Source organism: Mycobacterium sp. IDUB_5, from assembly GCF_055419565.1.
Genome location: NZ_JBVAXX010000002.1, coordinates 738326 through 757436, shown reverse-complemented (window position 1 = coordinate 757436; position 19111 = coordinate 738326). Strand labels below are relative to the sequence as shown.

Annotated in this window: 15 protein-coding genes; 7 read left to right on the top strand and 8 right to left on the bottom strand. The window is 67.1% G+C overall.

Going from position 1 to position 19111, the window contains the following annotated elements; all coding sequences use genetic code 11:
* The first annotated feature begins 14 nt into the window (after positions 1 to 14).
* On the top strand, positions 15 to 2318 hold the full coding sequence (locus tag ACZY1G_RS08900; RefSeq protein ID WP_463822160.1) for an FdhF/YdeP family oxidoreductase: 2304 nt from the start codon (positions 15 to 17) through the stop codon (positions 2316 to 2318).
* A gap of 4 nt (positions 2319 to 2322) precedes the next feature.
* Here the strand turns inward: ACZY1G_RS08900 and ACZY1G_RS08895 are convergent, their stop codons facing one another.
* The 6 genes from ACZY1G_RS08895 to glyA form a co-directional block, all read right to left on the bottom strand.
* Positions 2323 to 2949, bottom strand: a complete 627-nt coding sequence (locus ACZY1G_RS08895) for a GntR family transcriptional regulator (protein ID WP_463814972.1) — start codon at positions 2947 to 2949, stop codon at positions 2323 to 2325.
* Positions 2950 to 3086: 137 nt separating this feature from the next.
* Positions 3087 to 3674, bottom strand: a complete 588-nt coding sequence (locus ACZY1G_RS08890) for a sarcosine oxidase subunit gamma (RefSeq protein ID WP_463814973.1) — start codon at positions 3672 to 3674, stop codon at positions 3087 to 3089.
* Entirely contained in the window at positions 3667 to 6534 is a 2868-nt protein-coding gene (locus ACZY1G_RS08885) for a 2Fe-2S iron-sulfur cluster-binding protein (protein ID WP_463822159.1), read from the bottom strand. The genes ACZY1G_RS08890 and ACZY1G_RS08885 overlap by 8 nt, the downstream gene beginning before the upstream one ends.
* The gene (locus tag ACZY1G_RS08880; protein ID WP_463814975.1) at positions 6531 to 6809 is read right to left on the bottom strand and encodes a sarcosine oxidase subunit delta; all 279 of its coding nucleotides are present in this window, start codon (positions 6807 to 6809) and stop codon (positions 6531 to 6533) included. The genes ACZY1G_RS08885 and ACZY1G_RS08880 overlap by 4 nt, the downstream gene beginning before the upstream one ends.
* An 18-nt stretch (positions 6810 to 6827) precedes the next feature.
* The gene (locus ACZY1G_RS08875) at positions 6828 to 8096 is read right to left on the bottom strand and encodes a sarcosine oxidase subunit beta family protein (RefSeq protein ID WP_463822158.1); all 1269 of its coding nucleotides are present in this window, start codon (positions 8094 to 8096) and stop codon (positions 6828 to 6830) included.
* Entirely contained in the window at positions 8093 to 9421 is a 1329-nt protein-coding gene (gene glyA, locus ACZY1G_RS08870) for a serine hydroxymethyltransferase (protein ID WP_463822157.1), read from the bottom strand. The genes ACZY1G_RS08875 and glyA overlap by 4 nt, the downstream gene beginning before the upstream one ends.
* 100 nt (positions 9422 to 9521) lie before the next feature.
* Between glyA and ACZY1G_RS08865 the strand changes: the two genes are divergently transcribed.
* Positions 9522 to 10193, top strand: a complete 672-nt coding sequence (locus ACZY1G_RS08865; protein WP_463822156.1) for a GntR family transcriptional regulator — start codon at positions 9522 to 9524, stop codon at positions 10191 to 10193.
* A 66-nt stretch (positions 10194 to 10259) separates the two neighbouring features.
* Positions 10260 to 10937 (top strand): GntR family transcriptional regulator, encoded by a 678-nt coding sequence (locus tag ACZY1G_RS08860; protein ID WP_463814979.1) that lies wholly within the window; start codon positions 10260 to 10262, stop codon positions 10935 to 10937.
* A 19-nt stretch (positions 10938 to 10956) separates the two neighbouring features.
* Here the strand turns inward: ACZY1G_RS08860 and purU are convergent, their stop codons facing one another.
* Positions 10957 to 11808, bottom strand: coding sequence for a formyltetrahydrofolate deformylase (gene purU / locus ACZY1G_RS08855; RefSeq protein WP_463822155.1), 852 nt, complete (start codon positions 11806 to 11808; stop codon positions 10957 to 10959).
* Complete coding sequence (locus tag ACZY1G_RS08850; protein ID WP_463822154.1) at positions 11805 to 14258, bottom strand: GcvT family protein; 2454 nt, start codon at positions 14256 to 14258, stop codon at positions 11805 to 11807. Before ACZY1G_RS08850 ends, purU begins: the two co-directional genes overlap by 4 nt.
* 203 nt (positions 14259 to 14461) lie before the next feature.
* Here ACZY1G_RS08850 and ACZY1G_RS08845 point away from each other — a divergent pair, with 203 nt between their 5' ends.
* From ACZY1G_RS08845 to ACZY1G_RS08830, 4 genes are all read left to right on the top strand, one after another.
* Positions 14462 to 15835, top strand: a complete 1374-nt coding sequence (locus tag ACZY1G_RS08845; protein ID WP_463822153.1) for a flavin-containing monooxygenase — start codon at positions 14462 to 14464, stop codon at positions 15833 to 15835.
* Positions 15825 to 16484 carry a TetR/AcrR family transcriptional regulator gene (locus ACZY1G_RS08840; protein WP_463822152.1) on the top strand — a complete coding sequence of 220 codons (660 nt, stop codon included), beginning with the start codon at positions 15825 to 15827 and terminating at the stop codon, positions 16482 to 16484. Before ACZY1G_RS08845 ends, ACZY1G_RS08840 begins: the two co-directional genes overlap by 11 nt.
* A 33-nt stretch (positions 16485 to 16517) precedes the next feature.
* Positions 16518 to 17297, top strand: coding sequence for an IclR family transcriptional regulator (locus ACZY1G_RS08835; protein ID WP_463814985.1), 780 nt, complete (start codon positions 16518 to 16520; stop codon positions 17295 to 17297).
* Between the two features lie 218 nt (positions 17298 to 17515).
* Positions 17516 to 19102: a BCCT family transporter gene (locus ACZY1G_RS08830; protein ID WP_463815785.1), complete on the top strand. Its 1587-nt coding sequence runs from the start codon at positions 17516 to 17518 to the stop codon at positions 19100 to 19102.
* Positions 19103 to 19111 lie beyond the last annotated feature (9 nt).

Genomic DNA, 19111 nt, shown 5'->3' with positions numbered 1-19111 from the left:
GTACGGTCAAAGACATGGCCGACGGCATCGACGAAGACATCGACGAGAAAGACGTCGTCGTGACCGGTGAGAAGACCTACGCCGCGGGAGTTCCCGCCGTCCTGGTCTCATTGCGGCGCGGTATCGAGCAGATGGGCGCCGTCCGGACCGTACGCACCCTGGTCGCGCTGAACCAGCGGAACGGCTTCGACTGCCCTGGATGCGCGTGGCCGGAGACGCCCGGACACCGCAAGCACGCCGAGTTCTGCGAGAACGGCGCCAAAGCGGTCGCCGAGGAAGCCACCAAACGCCGGGTCGGCCCGGACTTCTTCGCCGCACACTCCGTCGCAGAGCTGTCCGAGCACACCGACTACTGGCTGGGCCAGCAGGGCCGCCTCACCCACCCGATGGTGCTGCGGCCCGGCGCCACGCACTACGAACCGATCGACTGGGACGCCGCGTTCACCCTGATCGCCGACGAACTGCGCGCACTCGATTCACCCGACCAGGCGGCGTTCTACACGTCGGGCCGCACCTCGAACGAGGCGGCGTTCGTCTACCAGCTGATGATCCGCAGCTTCGGCACCAACAACATGCCGGACTGCTCGAACATGTGCCACGAATCGTCGGGCACCGCGCTGCAGGAGAGCATCGGAATCGGCAAGGGGTCGGTGTCCGTGCCCGACCTCGAGAACGCCGACCTGATCCTGATCGCCGGTCAGAATCCCGGCACCAACCACCCGCGTATGCTCTCGGTGCTGGAGAAGGCAAAAGCCAACGGCGCGAGGGTGATTGCGATCAATCCGCTCCCGGAAGCCGGACTTCTGCGGTTCAAAGACCCGCAGAAAGTGCACGGGGTGATCGGCGACGGCGTCGTGATCGCCGACGACTTCCTGCAGATCCGCATCGGTGGCGACCAGGCGCTGTTCCAGGGATTGGCGCGACTCCTGCTGGAGGCCGAGGACCGCGCTCCGGGCACGGTGCTCGATGCCGCGTTCATCGCTGACCACTGCGCCGGCTTCAAGGCGTGGGCCGAACACGTGCGCGAGGTCGATCTGGACACCGTGCTCGAAGCGACCGGGCTGACCCGCGCTCAGCTCGACGCGACCGCCGCGGCGCTGATCGAGTCGAAGAAGACCATCATCTGCTGGGCCATGGGGCTGACCCAGCAGACCCATGGCGTGGCCACGATCTCCGACGCCACGAATCTGCTTCTGATGCAGGGAATGATGGGCAAACCGGGTGCCGGAGTGTGTCCGGTGCGCGGGCACTCGAACGTGCAGGGCGACCGGACGATGGGGATCTGGGAGAGGTCGCCCGAGAGCTTCCTGGATGCGCTGGACACCGAGTTCGGCATCACCAGCCCGCGGCGGCACGGGTACGACTCCGTCGACACGATTCGTGCGATGCGTGACGGCCGCGTGTCGGTGTTCATGGCGATGGGCGGCAACTTCGTGGCCGCCACCCCCGACACCGAGGTCACCGAGGCCGCCATGCGCCGCTGCTCTCTGACCGTGCAGGTGTCGACGAAACTGAATCGCTCACACCTTGTCGGCGGGCGCACCGCGCTGATCCTGCCGTCGCTGGGCAGGACGGACAAGGACCTATCCGGTGGACGCAATCAGGTTGTGACCGTTGAGGATTCGATGTCGGTGGTGCATCTGTCCCGCGGCGGCCTCACCCCGGCCAGTGAGCACCTGCGCAGCGAGGTGGCGATCGTGTGCGGACTGGCCACGGCGCTGTTGGGCGGTGACCACCGTGTGCCGTGGGCGGAGTTCGCCGCCGACTACGACAGGATTCGGGACGCCATCGCGCGTGTCGTGCCCGGGTTCGACGATTTCAACAGGAAGGTGCGAGAGCCCGACGGGTTCGTGCTGCCTCACCCGCCGCGCGACGAACGCCGGTTCGCGACAGACACCGGCAAGGCCAACTTCGTGGTCAACGATCTGCATTGGCTTCCAGTGCCGACGGGCCGGTTGATTCTGCAGACGATGCGCAGCCACGATCAGTACAACACCACGATCTACGGCCTCGACGACCGGTACCGAGGCGTCAAAGGGGGTCGGCGCGTGGTCTTCTGCCATCCCGACGACATCGCCGAGGCCGGCCTCGCTGCGGGTGACAGAGTGGACCTGGTGTCCGAATGGCTGTTGCCCGACGGCGGTGTCGAGGAGCGGCGCGCCGACGACTTCCGGTTGGTGCCGTACCCGACGCCTCGGGGTAACGCGGCGGCCTACTATCCCGAGACCAACCCGTTGGTTCCGTTGGATCATGTGGCGAGAAGATCGAACACCCCTGTGTCCAAGGCGATCACGGTGAGATTGCAGCGCCGGACCTGACCGGTCAGAACATCGCGCGGATGCCGTCTTCGAACTCGCGCACGTGCGCTTCGGCGAGCTTGCGGGCGCGCGTGGCGTTGCGGTCCAGGATCGCGGTGAGCACCTCGGTCTGACCGTGCACGTGGTGATCGAGGTCGGGCAGCCGCTCCTTGGCCAGGTTCCACATGCGCAGCGACAGGTCGAGGCTCTGGGTGAGAGTGTCGAGCAGATACGGGTTGTGGGCCATCCGGTGGATCGCGCGGTGGGTGAGCACGTCGAGCTCGAGTAGCTTCTCGTGATCGGTGCAGGCGTTGATGTCGTCGAGCAGCGACTGCAGTTCCTGGCGCTCCTCGTAGCGGGCCTCCGTGGCGGCACGTTCTGCAGCCAGCCCTTCGAGGCGTTCGCGGATGTCGCAGATCGCCTCGAGATCCGCGAGATCCAGGTCGGCGGCGTAGCTGCCGCTGCGTGGATAGATGACGACCAGTTTGCGGTAGGCGAGCCGTTTGATCGCCTCGCGGACGGGGGTCCGGCCGACGCCGAGCTCGGCGGCCAGCTGTTCTTCTTCGATCGGGGCGCCCGGGGCGATCTGCAACGAGACGATCTTGTCGCGGATGGCGTCGTAGGCCCGGTCGGACAGGAGGGGACTCGGCATGCGGACTCCTCGTACACGACGCGCGTCGTCTGAGATTTCAGATCTCGCCGAGAATACCTCACATCGTCTCGCCGAAATCGACGCAATGGCGTGGTCTACTCGCACTTTCCCGCCCAAACGTCGGTTTGGGCGGAGAACTACGCGGTGAACTCTTCGGCGGCGTCGATCAACCAGTCCGCCAGATAGCGCGCGAACGACGACCGCACGATGATGCGATAGTCCGTGGCGTCGTCGCTCATCGGCATCAGCACCACCCCGGCGTGCCCGAGCATCGTCTGCGCGGCGCTGCCCGGCCCGAACACCCGGGGGTGCAGATCGAGCGAGCACCCCTTGGCCAACAGCGCCCGGGCGTGGGCGCCGCGCAGCCGCACCGAGGTGCGCTGAGCCGAAACGTCCACCGCCGCACCACCGTGGCTGCTCACGGCGTCGCGCAGCGCGGCCTCCAGGTCCTCGCCGCCGCGGGTGGCCGAGACGGCCAGCCACTCCTGCGGACCCAGCCAGATCACCGACCCATCGGGTCCGTCGACGACGGTCGACGGTGCCGTCGGCAGCGCGTCGACACCCAGGACGTGCGCGGCGGCGGTGCCCCCGGGGCCGACCGGATCGACCCACAGGTCCACCATCGTGAAGAACGGTTCCTCGGTCACCGCCGCCGAGGCAGGCAGCGCGGCCAGCCGCGACTCGTGGGAGCGCAGCGGACTGCGGCGGGTCAGGGTGTCAGCCATCGCGGCGAGCTCCTTCAGGATCGACGAGAACCGAACCGGTCACTTCGACGGGCACCAGCGTGCCGTCGACCGGGACGTGCAGGGTTTCTCCGATGCGGTCGCGACCGCCCTTGACCAGAGCCAGGGCGAACGGGCGCCCGAGTTCGGCGCTGCGATAGCTCGACGTGACGTGACCGAGCATCGGCACCGGCGGCGCGGGCAGCTGGCCGTCCTCGGCGAACTCGATGATCTGCGCACCCTCCGGCAGGACCGTGTCCGCATCGGTGGGTAGCAGCCCGACGAACTGCTTGCGCAGTGGGTTCAGGTTCTCCCGGCGGGTGAAAGACCGCTTCCCGATGAAGTCCGGCTTCTTCTTCGACACCGCCCACGCCATGCCCAGATCCTGTGGGGTGATCGTCCCGTCGGTGTCCTGCCCGATGATCGGGTAGCCCTTCTCGGCGCGCAGCACGTGCATCGTCTCGGTACCGTACGGCGTGATGCCGTACCGCTCGCCGGCCTCGATCAGCTTCTCCCACAACGCCGTTGCGTACCAGCCCATGACGTTGACCTCGTAGGCCAGCTCACCGGAGAAGCTGACTCGGGCGACGCGCACGTGCACACCGTCGATGGCGGTGTCGCGCCACGCCATGAACGGGAAGGCGTCGTTACTGACATCGAGGTCGCCGAACACCGCGCCGACCACGTCGCGGGACTTCGGGCCGACGACCGGGAACGTGTGCCACTGCTCGGTCACCGACGTCAGCCGGACCCGCAGATTCGGCCACTCGGTCTGCAACCACTCCTCCATCCAGTCGAGGATGCGTGCCGCCCCGCCTGTGGTGGTGAACGCCATGTACCGGTCCTCGGCAAGACGCATCACGGTGCCGTCGTCGATGACCATGCCGTCGACGCCGCACATCACGCCGTAGCGGACCATGCCGACTTTGAGCGTGCTCATCATGTTCGTGTAGAGCAGGTCGAGGAACTCACCGGCGTCGGGGCCCTGCACGTCGATCTTGCCCAGCGTGGAACCGTCGAGAATGCCGACTCCGGTTCGCACAGCGGCACATTCGCGCAGCACTGCGGTATCCATGCTCTCGCCGGGATGCGGGTAGTAGCGGGGCCGCTTCCACATGCCGACGTCCTCGAAGACGGCGCCGGCGGCGACATGCCAGTCGTGTACCGCCGTCACCCGCTCCGGGTCGTAAAGGCTGCCGCGGTCCCGGCCGGCCAGCGCGGCGAACGCGACCGGCGTGTACGGCGGCCGGAACGTCGTCACACCGAGCGTCTCCACCGGCGTCCCCAGCAATGCCGACACAATGCCCGATGCCACCACACCCGAGGTCTTGCCCTGGTCGTGTGCGGTGCCGATGGTCGTGTAGCGCTTGATGTGTTCCATCGAGCGCATCCCCGCGCCGACGGCACGGACCAGATCGGCGACGGTGGCATCGCGCTGCACGTCGACGAACTGCCGCGTCGCCGACGACGGATCGGGCACGTACCACAGCACCGCGGCAGGTGCCTGCGGCTCGCTGGGGTCCGCTTCTGCGGCAAAGGGCTCCGCTGAAGTGGTCAGGCCCAGTGCGGTGACGGCGGCCGCCGCGGCCTCTCGTCCGCTGCGTACACACCCGGGAAGGTCGAACACGCCGTCGGCCGCGCCGGCGACACTGATCCCGTCGAGACGCTCACCGGGGACGAAAGCACCGAGCGTGTCGTCGTAGCGCAGCGTGCCGCGGGCCTGGCTGAACAGGTGCACCGCGGGATTCCAGCCACCGCTGACCAACAGCACGTCACACGGAATGAGCGTGGCGTCGGTGTCGTCGTCGGGCCGGCCGACGACGGCGTGGGTGACGCGAGAATCACCCCGGGTGCCGGTGACCACAGAACCGGGGTGAAGCGAAATACCCCGCGCCGCACAGGCATCGCGCAGCGGAGCGCTCACCTCGTCGCGCGCGTCCACGATCGCGACGATGCTCACTCCGGCGTCGTGCAGGTCGAACGCCGACCGGTAGGCGCTGTCGTTGGTGGTGAACACGACCGGCTGCTCACCGACCTTCACCCCGAACCGGTGCAGGAACGTCCGCGCGGAGGCGGCCAGCATGATGCCTGGGCGGTCGTTGTCGGTGAACACGACCGGCCGCTCGTGCGCGCCCGCCGCGACGAGGACGTGGCGCGCGCGAACCCGCCACACCCGCTGCCTGCTGATCCCGGCCGGCGCCTCGGCGCCGAGGTGGTCGGTACGCCGTTGCAGCGCCAGCACGAACCCGTCGTCGTAGTGCCCGAACGCGGTGGTGCGCTGCAGGTGCAGCACATCGGGATGGGCGGCGAGTTCGGCGACGGCCTCGGCGACCCAGTCCAGTGCCGGGGTACCGGCGATCTCGTCGGCAGAACCGAGCAGGGAGCCACCGGCTTCGCTCTGCTCGTCGATCAGCACGACCCGCGCCCCGGCTCGGGCTGCGGTCAGTGCGGCCGCGAGCCCGGCCGGCCCGGCACCGACGACGAGGAGGTCGGTGTGCACATGGGTGCTGTCGTACTTTGCGGTGTCGGGGATCTCGGCGAGCCGGCCCCGGCCCGGAAGTCCGCGCGCGACAAGGCCATCGAACAATTCGACGGTGGTCGCCAGCAGCATGGGCTCGGGGAACGGGTGCTCGACCTGGACGAGACCGCCGGTGTCCTCGGCCCACGCGGCCGTGAAGCCTCGGGGGCGACCGAGTTTGATGCTCGTGGCCACCTGGTGCACACCGTGGGCGAGCAGGGCCGAGGCGAGTGTGTCACCGGTGTGTCCGGTGTACTCCCGGTCGTTGAAGGTGAACGTGAGGGCGGTGTCGCGGTCGATGCGACCGCCCGCGGCGGTGCGGAATGAATCACATGATGAAGTCATCGAATCGTCGGCTTCGGCTCGTCCAGGCGGTAGGTCCGCTGGAATCGGTAGGTGGCGGTGTCACGCACGGCGTTGAACCAGCGGCGGCACCCGTGGCTGTGGCACCACCTTTCGGCGAACAGTCCCTTGGGGTTGTCGCGGAAGAACACGAAGTGCGCCCACTGTTCGTCGGTCAGTGCCTGGGGGTCTTCGGGGTAGGCGATGTGTGCTTGCCCCCCGTAATGGAACTCGGTTTCCTCGCGGGGCCCGCACGACGGGCATTCGATGAGTTGCATGGGGTCGCTTACCTTTCGTCAGTGTGCGACGCCCGCGGCGCCGTGTTCGTCGACCAGCGCGCCGGTGACGAACCGGTCGAGGCTGAACGGTGCGATGAAGTCGTGCGGTTCGCCGGTGGCGAGGGTGTCGGCCAAGCACCACCCGATTCCGGGGGTGGCTTTGAAACCGCCTGTGCCCCAACCGGCATTGAGGTAGAGGTTCTCGTAGGGTGTGCGCCCGACGATGGGGGAGGCATCCGGGCAGACATCCACGATGCCCGCCCAGGTGCGCAGCAGATGGGCCCGGGCGAACACCGGGAACAGTTCGACGGCGGCGGCCATCTGGCGCTCGATCACGTGGAAGGCGCCGCGCTGACCGTACCCGTTGTAGGAATCGATGCCTGCGCCCATCACGAGTTCGCCCTTGTGCGCCTGGGAGACGTAGACGTGCACCGCATTCGACATCACGATCGTCGGGTGCACCGGCTCCAGCAGCTCGGAGACCAGAGCCTGCAGCGGGTGGCTCTGCAGCGGTGTGCGGATGCCGAGCATGTCGGTCAGCGTCGAGGTGTGTCCGGCCGCGCACAGTGCGACCCGGCCCGCCCCGATGGTGCCCTGGGTGGTGCGCACTGCGGTCACCCGGTCACCGTCGGTCTCGAACCCGATGACCTCGCAGTTCTGGATGATGTCGATTCCGGCCTGATCGGCGCGCCGGGCGAAACCCCAGGCGACGTAGTCGTGTTTGGCGATCCCGGCCCGGGGCTGGTAGGTCGCGCCGAGCACCGGATAGCGAATCTCGCTGGACACGTTGACGATCGGGCAGAGCTTCTTGACCTCGTCAGGGCCCACCCACTGGGCATCGATGCCGTTGAGCTTGTTGGCCTCGACGCGGCGCACGCTGTCGCGCACGTCCTGCAGGCTGTGGGCGAGGTTGAGAACACCGCGCTGGCTGAACAGGATCGGATAGTCCAGGTCCTCTTCGAGGGTCTCCCAGAGCTTGAGTGCGTGCTCATAGATCTGGGCGCTCTCGTCCCACAGATAGTTGGAGCGGATCAGCGTGGTGTTGCGGGCCATGTTGCCACCGGCCAGCCAGCCGCGCTCGAGCACGGCGACGTTGGTGATGCCGTGGTTCTTGGCCAGGTAGTGTGCCGTCGCGAGGCCGTGTCCACCTCCGCCGACGATGACGACGTCGTAGGTCTTCTTCGGTTCGGGTGTCCGCCAGAGGAATTCGGGATGGTCGGGTAGGTGCGCGCCAGGAGGGGTGGAAAGTGATGTCGTCGCGTGTGATGTCGTCGCGTGTGATGTCACAGTGCGGTCTCCGTCAGCTCGGGGTACAGCGGGAAGCGGCGCGCCAGCACGTCGACACGGGCGCGCAGTGCGTCGAGATCGGCGTCGTCGGCCTCGGGGCGCAGCGCCGCGGCGATGACGTCGGCGACCTCGGTGAAGCCGTCGAGATCGAATCCGCGGGTGGCCAGCGCCGCGGTCCCGATTCGCACACCGGAACTGATCATCGGCGGCCGCGGATCAAAGGGAACGGCGTTGCGATTCACGGTGATTCCGACTCGGTGCAGCCGGTCCTCGGCCTGCTTTCCGTCCAGCTCGGAATCGCGCAGATCCACCAGCACCAGGTGGACGTCGGTGCCGCCGGACACCACGTTGATGCCGGCCGCGCGCGAATCCTTCTGCAGCAGGCGATCGGCGAGGATCGCGGCGCCCGTCAGCGTCCGTTCCTGGCGCTCACGGAACTCCGGCTGCGCGGCGAGCAGGAATGACACGGCTTTGGCGGCGATGACGTGCTCGAGGGGGCCGCCCTGCTGGCCGGGGAAGACAGCGGAATTGATCTTCTTGGCCAACGCCTCGTCGTTGGTCATGATGACACCGCCGCGGGGGCCGCCGAGTGTCTTGTGCGTGGTCGAGGTGACCACGTGGGCGTGCGGTACGGGGGACGGGTGCAGGCCGGCCGCCACCAGGCCGGCGAAGTGGGCCATGTCGACCATCAGGTAGGCGCCGACGTCGTCGGCGATGCGCCGGAACTCGGCGAAGTCGAGGTGCCGCGGATAGGCCGACCAGCCGGCGAGGATCAGCTTCGGCCGGCGCTCGTGGGCCAGCCGCTCCACCTCGGCCATGTCGATCCGATGGTCATGTTCGGCCACCTGATAGGCCGCGACATCGTAGAGCTTGCCGGAGAAGTTCAGCTTCATGCCGTGGGTGAGATGGCCGCCGTGGGGCAGGGTCAGCCCGAGGATGGTGTCGCCGGGAGTGAGTAGCGCGGCCATCACGGCTGCGTTGGCCTGCGCGCCGGAATGCGGTTGGACGTTGGCGTAGGACGCGCCGAACAGGCTCGTGAGCCGGTCGATCGCGAGCTGCTCGATGACGTCGACGTGCTCGCACCCGCCGTAGTACCGCCGACCGGGATAGCCTTCGGCGTACTTGTTCGTCAACACCGAACCCTGGGCAGCCATGACGGCGAGCGGGGCGAAGTTCTCGCTGGCGATCATCTCCAGCGTGTTCTGCTGGCGTGCCAGTTCCGCCGAAATCGCCTCGTGCACTTCATGATCGATGGTGGCCAGGGTTTCGCCCAGAATCGGATTGGCGCCGTGGGCCGAGGCCGGGGTAGCGGTGTCGACGGTCATGGTGGCCCTTCTGAGTCGATTGATACGTGACTAATATATCAACTGTCGGATAGATTAGGATCAGTTCGCGTCCACGTCAACAGCGCGCAGAGGAGCGGTCATGACTTCATCGGTGGTGACAGCCGGCGACGCCGACGCCGGCGTCGAGAGCACGGCCGACCGTGTCTACGAAGCGGTGCGGGAACGACTGGTGATGCTCGACATCAGGCCAGGCGAACCCATCAACGACGACCGGCTCGGCGCCGAACTGGGAGTCGGTCGCACCCCCGTGCGCGACGCGCTCAAACGGCTCGAGCGGGACCGGTTGGTGGTCGCGTACCCGCGGCGCGGAACGTTCGCGACCGCGGTCGACATGACCGACCTGGCCGACATCTCGGAGATCCGAAACCATTTGGAGCCGTTGGCCGCCGCGCGCGCCGCGCGAGTGGCCACGCCGGAGTCGCGTCGCACACTGGCCGGTCTCGCCGACAGTATCCAGCAGATCGGCGACTCCGACGATCCGCGGGAGGTGCTGCGCCACGATGTGCGCGTGCACCGGGAGATCTATCGCGCGGCGCAGAATCCTCATCTCGAGGCGGTGCTGGTGAGCCTCGACGCCCACGCCACCCGGATCTGGTGTCTGTTCCTCGACCGGCTCCCGGACGTCGTCACCCACGTCCGCGAACACATCGCTCTGTTGGACGCGATCGTCGCCGGTGACAGTGAGACTGCGTCTGCGCTGACGCTGTCGCACGTCACCGGTTTCGAGCAGGCCATCCGCGCGTTGCTGTGACGGTGTTGCGGTAACGTCGGCGAAACACTGATATATCATCGGCGCACCAGCGAAAGGATTGTGTCGGTGACGGTTGTCGGAGTGGAGTCGCTCGGCGAGGTCGATCTCGCCGCGTTGTCGCTGGCCGATCAGGCCTACCTGATCATCCAGGACAAACTGATCATGCTGGACATCCGGCCCAACGAGGCGATCGTGGAGAGCGAGCTGGCCGCGAGCCTGGGGCTGGGCCGCACGCCGGTGCGGGAAGCCCTCAAGCGCCTCGAAGCCGACCGGCTCGTCATCTCCTTCCCGCGCCGCGGCACGTTCGCCACAGGTGTGGATGTCGCTGACCTGCGCCACATTTCGCAGATCCGGGTCAACCTCGAACCGGTCGCCGCCCGCACCGCCGCCGAGAACGCATCGGCCTCGATGCGCACGCACCTGCTCGAGCTCGCCGACCAGACCGAGGCCCTCGAGATCGCCACCATCGATCGTCGCGAACTCATGCGTTGGGATCTGCGCGTGCACCGCGCCATCTACACCGCCGCGGGCAACCCACATCTGGAAGACGTCCTGATCCGCTACGACAACCTGGCCACCCGGATCTTCTGCCTGTTCCTCGACCGGCTCACGGTCGTCGCCCACCACGTCGGCGAACACACCGCCCTGCTGCGGACCATCGCCGGGGGCGATGGCGATGCGGCAGCCGCCATCGCGCTGGCTCACGTCACCGGGTTCGAAGAAGCGGTCCGTGCCGTCGTGTGACTATCGGGTCGTCTGACCGTCAGCGGAACACCACGGTGCGGTGACCGTGGAGCAGCACCCGGTTCTCGCAATGCCAGCGTACGGCCCGGGAGAGTGCGAGCGCCTCGGCATCCTGCCCGACTGTCGCGAGCCGAGCGGGGTTGTAGGAGTGGTCGATCCGGATGACTTCCTGCTCGATGATCGGGCCCTCGTCCAGATCCGGGGTCACGTAGTGGGCCGTCGCGCCGACCATCTTCACCCCGCGGTCGTAGGCCTGGTGATAGGGCTTGGCGCCCTTGAAACCGGGCAGGAACGAGTGGTGGATGTTGATGGCGCGGCCCCGTAGCGCGGTGCACGTCTCGTCGGAGAGCACCTGCATGTAGCGCGCCAGCACCACGACCTCGGCGTCCATGTCCTCGACCACGCGCATGAGTTCGGCTTCGGCCTCGGGTTTGGTGCTCGGCGTCACCGGGATGTGCACGAACGGCAGGCCGGCGGCCTCGGCCATCGGTCGCAGCACCTCGTGATTGGACACGACCGCGATCAACTCGCCACCGAGAGTCCCTGCACGCCAACGGAAGATGAGGTCGTTGAGGCAGTGCCCGAGCTTCGACACCATCACCAGCACCCGTGGCGGTCGCGTGCCGTCGATCCGGAATGTCATGTCGAAACCTGCTGCCACCGAGGAGAACTGGTTGACCAGAGTGGCCGCGTCCACTCCGTCGTCGGGGCAGCAGAACGTGGTGCGCAGGAAGAACGACTGGCTCACGTCGTCGTCGAACTGCTGGTGTTCGGCGATGTCGTAGCGGCGGGAGAACAGGAACGAGCTCACGGCGTGCACAATGCCGGGCCGCTGCGGGCAGCTCAGCGTCAACGTGAATGTCTGTGTCATGAGCGAATCTTCGCCATCTCGGGATCGACGAGCGGTTCGGCCACGACGGTGGCCGCCACCCGACGGTCGAAGTACGCGATCTCCACAGGAGTTCCGACGGTCACCGATGCGGGCAGCCAGGCATAGGCGATCGGGGTGCCGACCGTGTGCCCGAACGCCGCGCTGGTGATGTAGCCGGCCGGCTCACCGTCGAGCAGCACCGGTTCGGAACCGAGGACGACCGACTGGCCGTCGTCGACGGTCAGGCAGACCAGCCGACGCTCGACGGTGTCGTCGGAGGCGCCCGCGAGTGCCTCGTATCCGAGGTAGCCGTCCTTCTGCGGGCGGACGGCGAAACCGAGGCCGGCCTCGTAGGGGTTGTGTTCGGTGGTCATGTCGGTACCCCAGGAGCGGTACCCCTTCTCCATGCGCAGGCTGTTGAACGCGGCCCGGCCCGCCGCGATCACCCCGTGGCGCTGGCCCTGCGCCCACAGCGCATCCCATAGTCGCAGACCGTGTTCGGCGGTCGTGTAGAGCTCCCACCCGAGTTCACCGACGTAGGACAGCCGCATCGCGGTCACCGGCACACCGGCGATGCGAACCTGCTTGCACCGGAAGTACTTGAAGCCCTCGTTGGAGAAATCGTCGTGGCTCAGTGCCGACACCAGATCGCGGGCGAGAGGACCCCAGACGCCGATGCAGCAGGTGCCGCCGGTGATGTCCCGCACGACCACGCTGTCGTCGGCCTGACGGCGGACGTAGTCGAGGTCGAGGTTGCCGTTGACGCCGATCTGGAAGGTGTCGGCCGCCAGGCGGGCGACCGTGACGTCACTGCGCACACCGCCGGCGGCGTCGAGCATCAGTGTGTAGGTGACCGATCCGACCGACTTGTCCATCTTGCCTGTGGTGAGCCGCTCCAGCAGCGCCAGGGCGCCGGGTCCGGTGACCTCCAGGCGCTTCAACGGCGTCATGTCGTAGAGGGCGACGGCCGTCCGGGTGCGCCATGCTTCCGCGGCGGCGATCGGCGAATGGAACATGCCTGTCCACCGATCACGCTGCGGCGGTTGCCATTCCGCGGGCAGCTCGGCGACGAGGTCGGCATTGGACTCGAACCAGTGCGGCCGTTCCCAGCCGGCCGCCTCCAGGAACACCGCCCCGAGTTCCTTCTGGCGCGTGTGAAACGGACTGACACGCAGATCGCGGGGGGATTCCTTGGGCTGCAACGGATGCAGGATGTCGTAGACCTCGACGAAGTTCTGCTGGGAGGTCTCGCTGACGTAATCGGGGTCGAGCTGCACCTCTTCGAAGCGATGCACGTCGCAGCCGTTCAGCGCGACCTCGGACCGGCCGTCGACCAGCAGTTGCGCGACGGCGCGCGCGACACCGGCCGAGTGCGTCACCCAGACCGCCTCGGCGATCCAGAATCCGGCGACGTCCGGCGATTCACCGACCAACGGAGCGCCGTCGGGGGTGAACGAGAAGATCCCGTTGAAGCCCGAATCGATGGTCGCAGTCTGCAGACAGGGCAGCAGGAGCTTGCTCTGCTCCCAAGCCGGCGCGAAATCCTGCTCGGTGAACGCCAGCATCGACGGCATTGCGTCCGAGCTGATCTCACCGTCGGGAAGCTCGCGCAGATCCACCGGCATCGGCCGGTGGGCATACGATCCGATGCCGAGGCGGTCGACGTGCTCGCGGAAGTACAGGTCCTGGTCCTGATGGCGCAGGATCGGGAAGCCGGCCTCGGAGGCCTCGGTGTTGCGCCCGGCCAGCTCGGGGATCTGGTGGGTCTTCACGTACTGGTGTGCCAGGGGAAGCAGGGGCACTTCCATACCGACGAGCGCGCCCAGTTCGGGTCCCCAGAATCCGCCGCAGGACACCACGATGTCGGCGGGCACCGTCCCTGTCGTCGTCGCGACGCCGGTGACCTTGCCTCCGCTGTGTTCGATCCCGACCACCTTCGTCGAGCCACGGAATTCGGCACCGCGACTCTGCGCGCGCCGGGCGAGGGCGACGACGACCCGCGACGCCTTGGCCAGTCCGTCGGTCTCGACGTACAGCCCGCCGAGGACGCGTGCGGGATCGAGCAACGGATGGAGCTTGGCGCACTCCTGCGGGTCGATGACCCGCGCGCCCACTCCCCACGCAGTGGCCCAGCCGTGGCGGCGATGCAGCTCGGCGAGCCGATCTTCGGTGGTCGCTACCTCGAGGCCGCCGACCTGGTTGAAGCACCACGCGCCGTCGACGTCGAGCGCGAGGAACTTCTCCACCGTGTACGACGCGAACGTCGTCATGGTCTTCGAGGAGTTGGTCTGGAACACCAGGCCCGGCGCGTGCGACGACGATCCGCCGGTCAGCGGGAGCGGCCCCTGATCCAGGACCGTCACGCGGTCCCAGCCGCGGGCGGTCAGCTCATCGGCCAGGTTGGTGCCGACGATGCCGGCACCGATGATCACGACGCGAGGGGATCCCATGTGCGTGGCCACTCCTTGATGATTGATCAACAACTGATATACCAACCTAAAGTGCCGGACATCAGTGGTCAACCTGTGCGGGGAGCCGGGCAAGTATTCGAACGTGCCGTAGAAATTGCCCATCAAAATCTTGACTGCTGTCAGGTTTTCTCCGTAGGTTGTCCGGAGAGCGTGAGCGACGCCACAATCCCCTCAGGAGCGACATGCACAGCACACCGCGCACCGCGATCATCGGAGCCGGCATCAGCGGCCTCACCACCGCCAAGAACCTGCAGGACGCCGGCGTCGACTTCGACTGCTTCGAAGCGTCCGACCGGGTCGGCGGCAACTGGGCATTCCGCAACCCGAACGGGCACTCGAGCGCGTACCGCTCGCTGCACATCGACACATCACGGGATCTGCTGTGCTTCAAGGATTTCCCGATGGACCCGAGCCTGCCGGACTATCCGCACCACTCCCAGATCAAGGACTACCTCGACGACTACACCGACGCCTTCGGTCTGCGGCAACGGATCAGCTTCGACACCGCGGTCCAGCACGCACACCGCTACCCGGGCGGCGGGTGGCGCATCGACACCAGCGATGGCCGCAGCCGCGACTACGACGCGTTGGTGGTCGCCAACGGTCACCACTGGGACCCGAGATTCCCCGACTTCCCCGGCCACTTCGACGGCGAGACCATCCACTCGCACGCCTACATCGACCCGACCGAGCCCCTGGACCTCAAGGGCAAGCGCATCATCGTCGTCGGAATCGGGAACTCCGCGGCCGACGTCGTCTCCGAACTGTCCCAGAAGGCATGGCAGAACACGGTCTACCTGTCCACCCGCTCGGGCGCCTGGGTGGTGCCGAAGTACATCTTCGGCGTGACCGCGGACAAGATCGCCAGGACATTGCCGGTCATTCCGCTGTCGTGGCAGCGCCGCCTGATGCGGCCGGTTCCCCGGTTGCTCTTCGGCAACCCCGAGCATTACGGACTGCCCACGCCCAATCATCACTTCCTGGAGGCACATCCGACGCAGTCGGCCGAACTGCTGATGCGACTGGGCGCGGGCGACGCCGTCGCCAAGCCGAACATCGAACGCCTCGACGGCGACACGGTGCACTTCGTCGACGGATCGTCGGTGCAGGCCGACGTCATCATCTACGCCACGGGCTACAACATCACGTTCCCGTTCTTCGATCCCGACTTCCTCAGCGCCCCGAACAACAAGCTGCCCCTGTACAAGCGGATACTCAAGCCCGAGCTCGACGACCTGATCTTCGTGGGCTTCGCCCAGGCGCTGCCCACATTGTTCCCGTTCGTCGAATGCCAGGCCCGCATGGCCGCGGCCTACCTCGGCGGAACCTATCGACCGCCGTCGATCCGCGAGATGCACGCGACCATCGCTGCCGACGAGCGCAAGTACATCGGCCATTTCGCGGATCGGCCGCGGCACACGCAGCAGGTGGACTACTTCGACTACGAGCGCGACATGCGCAAGCGGGAACTCCCGGCAGGCGCCCGCCGGGCGGCGCGGCAGGGCCCCGTGAGGCTCACCGGCCGCATCCCGCAGGCGTCGACGCATGGCCGTTGATCGCATGGCCGTTGATCGCACGGCCGTTGATTCGGAGGCGCGGCCGTCGGGACGCAGCACACAGCGTCCGCAGCCGCGCGGGGAAGAACGCAGATCCAGGCTGCTGGCCGCCCTCGCGCACCGACTCGACAGGCAGTCACTGGCCGAGGTCTCGGTGGCCGACGTCGCCGGCGAAGCCGGGCTGGCGAGGTCGGCGTTCTACTTCTACTTCAGCAGCAAGAACGAGGCCGTGACGCATCTGCTGGCCGGCATCTTCGATGCTCAGATCAGCGATGCCGCTGAAGTTCTGGGTGGAAGCGGCGACCCCCGCGAGAACCTCTCGCGAGTTCTGTTGCACACCGTCGAGTCCTGGGTCGCACAGCGCAACAGTTTTAAGGCGATGCTCGACGCCCGGGACGCCAATGCCGACACGCGAGCCATCTGGGAATCGTGGCTGACCCGCTACGAGGACTTCGTGGCGGCCTACATCGACGAGCACCGCGGGCACGAAGCGGGGTGTTCCTCGCGAGATCTCGCGCATTCGCTGCTCTCGCTCAACGAACGCGTTCTGGAGCGATTCCTGCGCGGCTACGGTCTCGACACTGCCGACGACGTGCATCGCTCGCTCACCCACGTCTGGACCGCTGCGATCTTCGGCAGCGCGCCATGAGGGCACCGTCCCCGCCCCGGTAGTGTCGCTGCGATGAGCAGCGGGAGCTCCGACTCGGGCGGAGGTGTGCAGTCCGTCGACCGCGCAGTGTCCGTGCTCGAGATCCTGGCCCGCCTCGGCGAGGTCGGCGTCACCGAACTCGCCAACGAGATCGGCGTACACAAATCCACGGTGTCGCGGCTGCTGTCGGCGCTCGAAGACCACGAGCTGGTCGAGCAGGCGCACGATCGGGGCAAGTACCGTCTCGGCTTCGGCCTGCTGCGCCTGTCCAACGCGGTGTCCGGCCAGCTCGACATCACCCAGCAGGGCCGGGAGATCTGTGAGCGACTGGCCGTCGAGCTGGGGGAGACCGTCAACATCGCAGTGCTGCGGTCGCACTACGCCGTCAACGTCGATCAGGCCCGCGGTCCGCGGTCGGTCGGCAGCCACAACTGGGTCGGCGAGCTGACCCCGCTGCACGCCACCTCCAGCGGCAAGATCCTGCTGGCCCACATGTCTGCAGAAGCGCGCCGCGATGTCCTCTCCGAGGCCCGCCTGACCCGATACACCGACCGCACGGTCACGTCCCTCGACGAGCTCGAACGCCAACTGGCGGTGATCGCGGCCGACGGCTACGTGGTGTCCACCGAGGAGCTGGAACACGGGCTGACCGCCGTGGCGGCACCGATCCGGGATCACGCCGGCATCGTCATCGCCGCGCTGAGCGTTTCGGGCCCGGTGTATCGACTCGACGACGCCCGCGCCCGCGAGGTGGTTCCGGCAGTCGTGGCCGCGGCGGCCTCGGTTTCCGAACGCATGGGCTACCGGGGCTGACGCCCGCAGCGTTTCCAGCACGTTTCCCTCGGTAAATTTCGCTCGACCAGGTGGTGTATCACTGCGCCGCGTTCTAATATATCACGAGTGTGGCTTTCGTCACACGCGTTGAGGACTGGTCGGGAGTGACAAAGGTGACTGCACAACATGAACATCAGCTCGACGCTGACGAGCTGAAAGCCAAGCTGCACCACACGTTTCCGGGGCCCGGTGCGCCGATACCTCCCGGTCACGAGGACGAGGTCCCACTGTGTCAGCGGCCGCCGGTCACCGACAAGGTGGTCTTCGGCGTCACGGCACTGATCGTCGTCGCCATCCTCGCCTGGGGTCTGCTGGCCCCCGCGCCGTTCAGCGCGACGATGTCGGCGATCCTGAGCTGGGTGGTCAGCAACATGGGCTGGGTGTTCATCGTTTCCGCCAGCTGTTTCGTGTTGTTCGCCGCCTGGCTGGCGCTGAGCCGCTACGGCCGGATTCCGCTCGGCAAAGACGGTGAGAAGCCCGAGTTCAACACCGTGAGCTGGGTCGCGATGATGTTCAGTGCGGGCATGGGGATCGGGCTGATCTTCTGGGGCGTGACCGAACCGCTGACCCACTTCGTCAACCCGCCGCCCGGGCTGGCCGACTCCAAGGCCGGCACCGCGCTCGCCACGGCCCTGTTCCACTGGGGCTTCCACCCGTGGTCGATGTACGCGGTGGTCGGCCTGTCCATTGCCTACGGCAGCTATCGCATGGGTCGTCGCCAGCTGATCAGCGCGTCATTCATCCCGATTTTCGGCCGCAAACGCATCGAAGGGCCGGTCGGCAAGACCATCGACATCCTCGCGATCTTCGCGACCATGTTCGGTACCGCGGCGTCGCTCGGCCTCGGTGCACTCCAAATCGGTTCGGGCATCGAGGTTCTCGGCTGGGTCGGCAAGGCGGGCACGCTGCTGCTCGTGGCCGTGGTGGCGCTACTCACCCTCGCCTTCGTCGCGTCCGCGGTCTCCGGAGTGTCGCGCGGCATCCAATGGCTGTCCAACATCAACATGGTGCTGGCGCTCATCCTGGCCGTCTTCGTCTTCGTCGTCGGCCCCACAGTGCTGATCCTCAATCTGCTGCCGACGGCGCTGGGTGACTATCTCGCCAATCTCGCGGCCATGTCGGCCCGCTCCGCCGAAGCCGGAGGCGACACCGAGAAGTGGCTCTCCTCGTGGACCATCTTCTACTGGGCGTGGTGGATCAGCTGGACGCCGTTCGTCGGCATGTTCCTCGCGCGGATCAGCCGGGGCCGCACCATCCGGCAGTTCGTCGTCGGCGTGATCCTGATCCCGACCACCGTCAGCCTGCTGTGGTTCGTCATTTTCGGCGGAGCGGGAATCGGGTTGCAGCGCGACGGTGAGGACATCTTCGGCAGCGGCGAGCCCGAGTCCACACTGTTCGGGTTGCTGAGCCACATGCCCCTGGCCGGTCTGTCCTCCCTCCTGGTGATGGCGCTGGTCGCGATCTTCTTCGTCTCGGGTGCCGACGCCGCGTCGATGGTGATGGGCACGCTCTCGCAGAGCGGCTCGGTGTATCCCTCGCGGTGGGTGGTCGCATTCTGGGGCCTGAGCACCGGTGCGGTCGCCGTGCTGATGCTGTGGGCCGGCGGCAACGACGCGCTCAACGGCCTGCAGACGATGACGATCATCGTGGCCGCGCCGTTCGTGCTCGTGATGATCGGCATGTGCGTGTCGTTGTTCCTCGACGTCACGCGAGATCCGATGATGGCCGATCTGGAGAAAACGGCCGTCCCCGACGAGACGCGGGTTCCCGACCCGACCCCCTAGAACGAGTGT

Bases quoted from the DNA above. Each gene is read 5' to 3' on its own strand.
- ACZY1G_RS08850 (WP_463822154.1), bottom strand. From the start codon at position 14,258: ATGGGATCCCCTCGCGTCGTGATCATCGGTGCCGGCATCGTCGGCACC.
- ACZY1G_RS08845 (WP_463822153.1), top strand. From the start codon at position 14,462: ATGCACAGCACACCGCGCACCGCGATCATCGGAGCCGGCATCAGCGGC.
- ACZY1G_RS08885 (WP_463822159.1), bottom strand. From the start codon at position 6,534: ATGACTTCATCATGTGATTCATTCCGCACCGCCGCGGGCGGTCGCATC.
- ACZY1G_RS08900 (WP_463822160.1), top strand. From the start codon at position 15: ATGGCCGACGGCATCGACGAAGACATCGACGAGAAAGACGTCGTCGTG.
- ACZY1G_RS08895 (WP_463814972.1), bottom strand. From the start codon at position 2,949: ATGCCGAGTCCCCTCCTGTCCGACCGGGCCTACGACGCCATCCGCGAC.
- ACZY1G_RS08865 (WP_463822156.1), top strand. From the start codon at position 9,522: ATGACTTCATCGGTGGTGACAGCCGGCGACGCCGACGCCGGCGTCGAG.
- ACZY1G_RS08840 (WP_463822152.1), top strand. From the start codon at position 15,825: ATGGCCGTTGATCGCATGGCCGTTGATCGCACGGCCGTTGATTCGGAG.
- purU (WP_463822155.1), bottom strand. From the start codon at position 11,808: ATGACACAGACATTCACGTTGACGCTGAGCTGCCCGCAGCGGCCCGGC.
- glyA (WP_463822157.1), bottom strand. From the start codon at position 9,421: ATGACCGTCGACACCGCTACCCCGGCCTCGGCCCACGGCGCCAATCCG.
- ACZY1G_RS08880 (WP_463814975.1), bottom strand. From the start codon at position 6,809: ATGCAACTCATCGAATGCCCGTCGTGCGGGCCCCGCGAGGAAACCGAG.
- ACZY1G_RS08835 (WP_463814985.1), top strand. From the start codon at position 16,518: ATGAGCAGCGGGAGCTCCGACTCGGGCGGAGGTGTGCAGTCCGTCGAC.
- ACZY1G_RS08890 (WP_463814973.1), bottom strand. From the start codon at position 3,674: ATGGCTGACACCCTGACCCGCCGCAGTCCGCTGCGCTCCCACGAGTCG.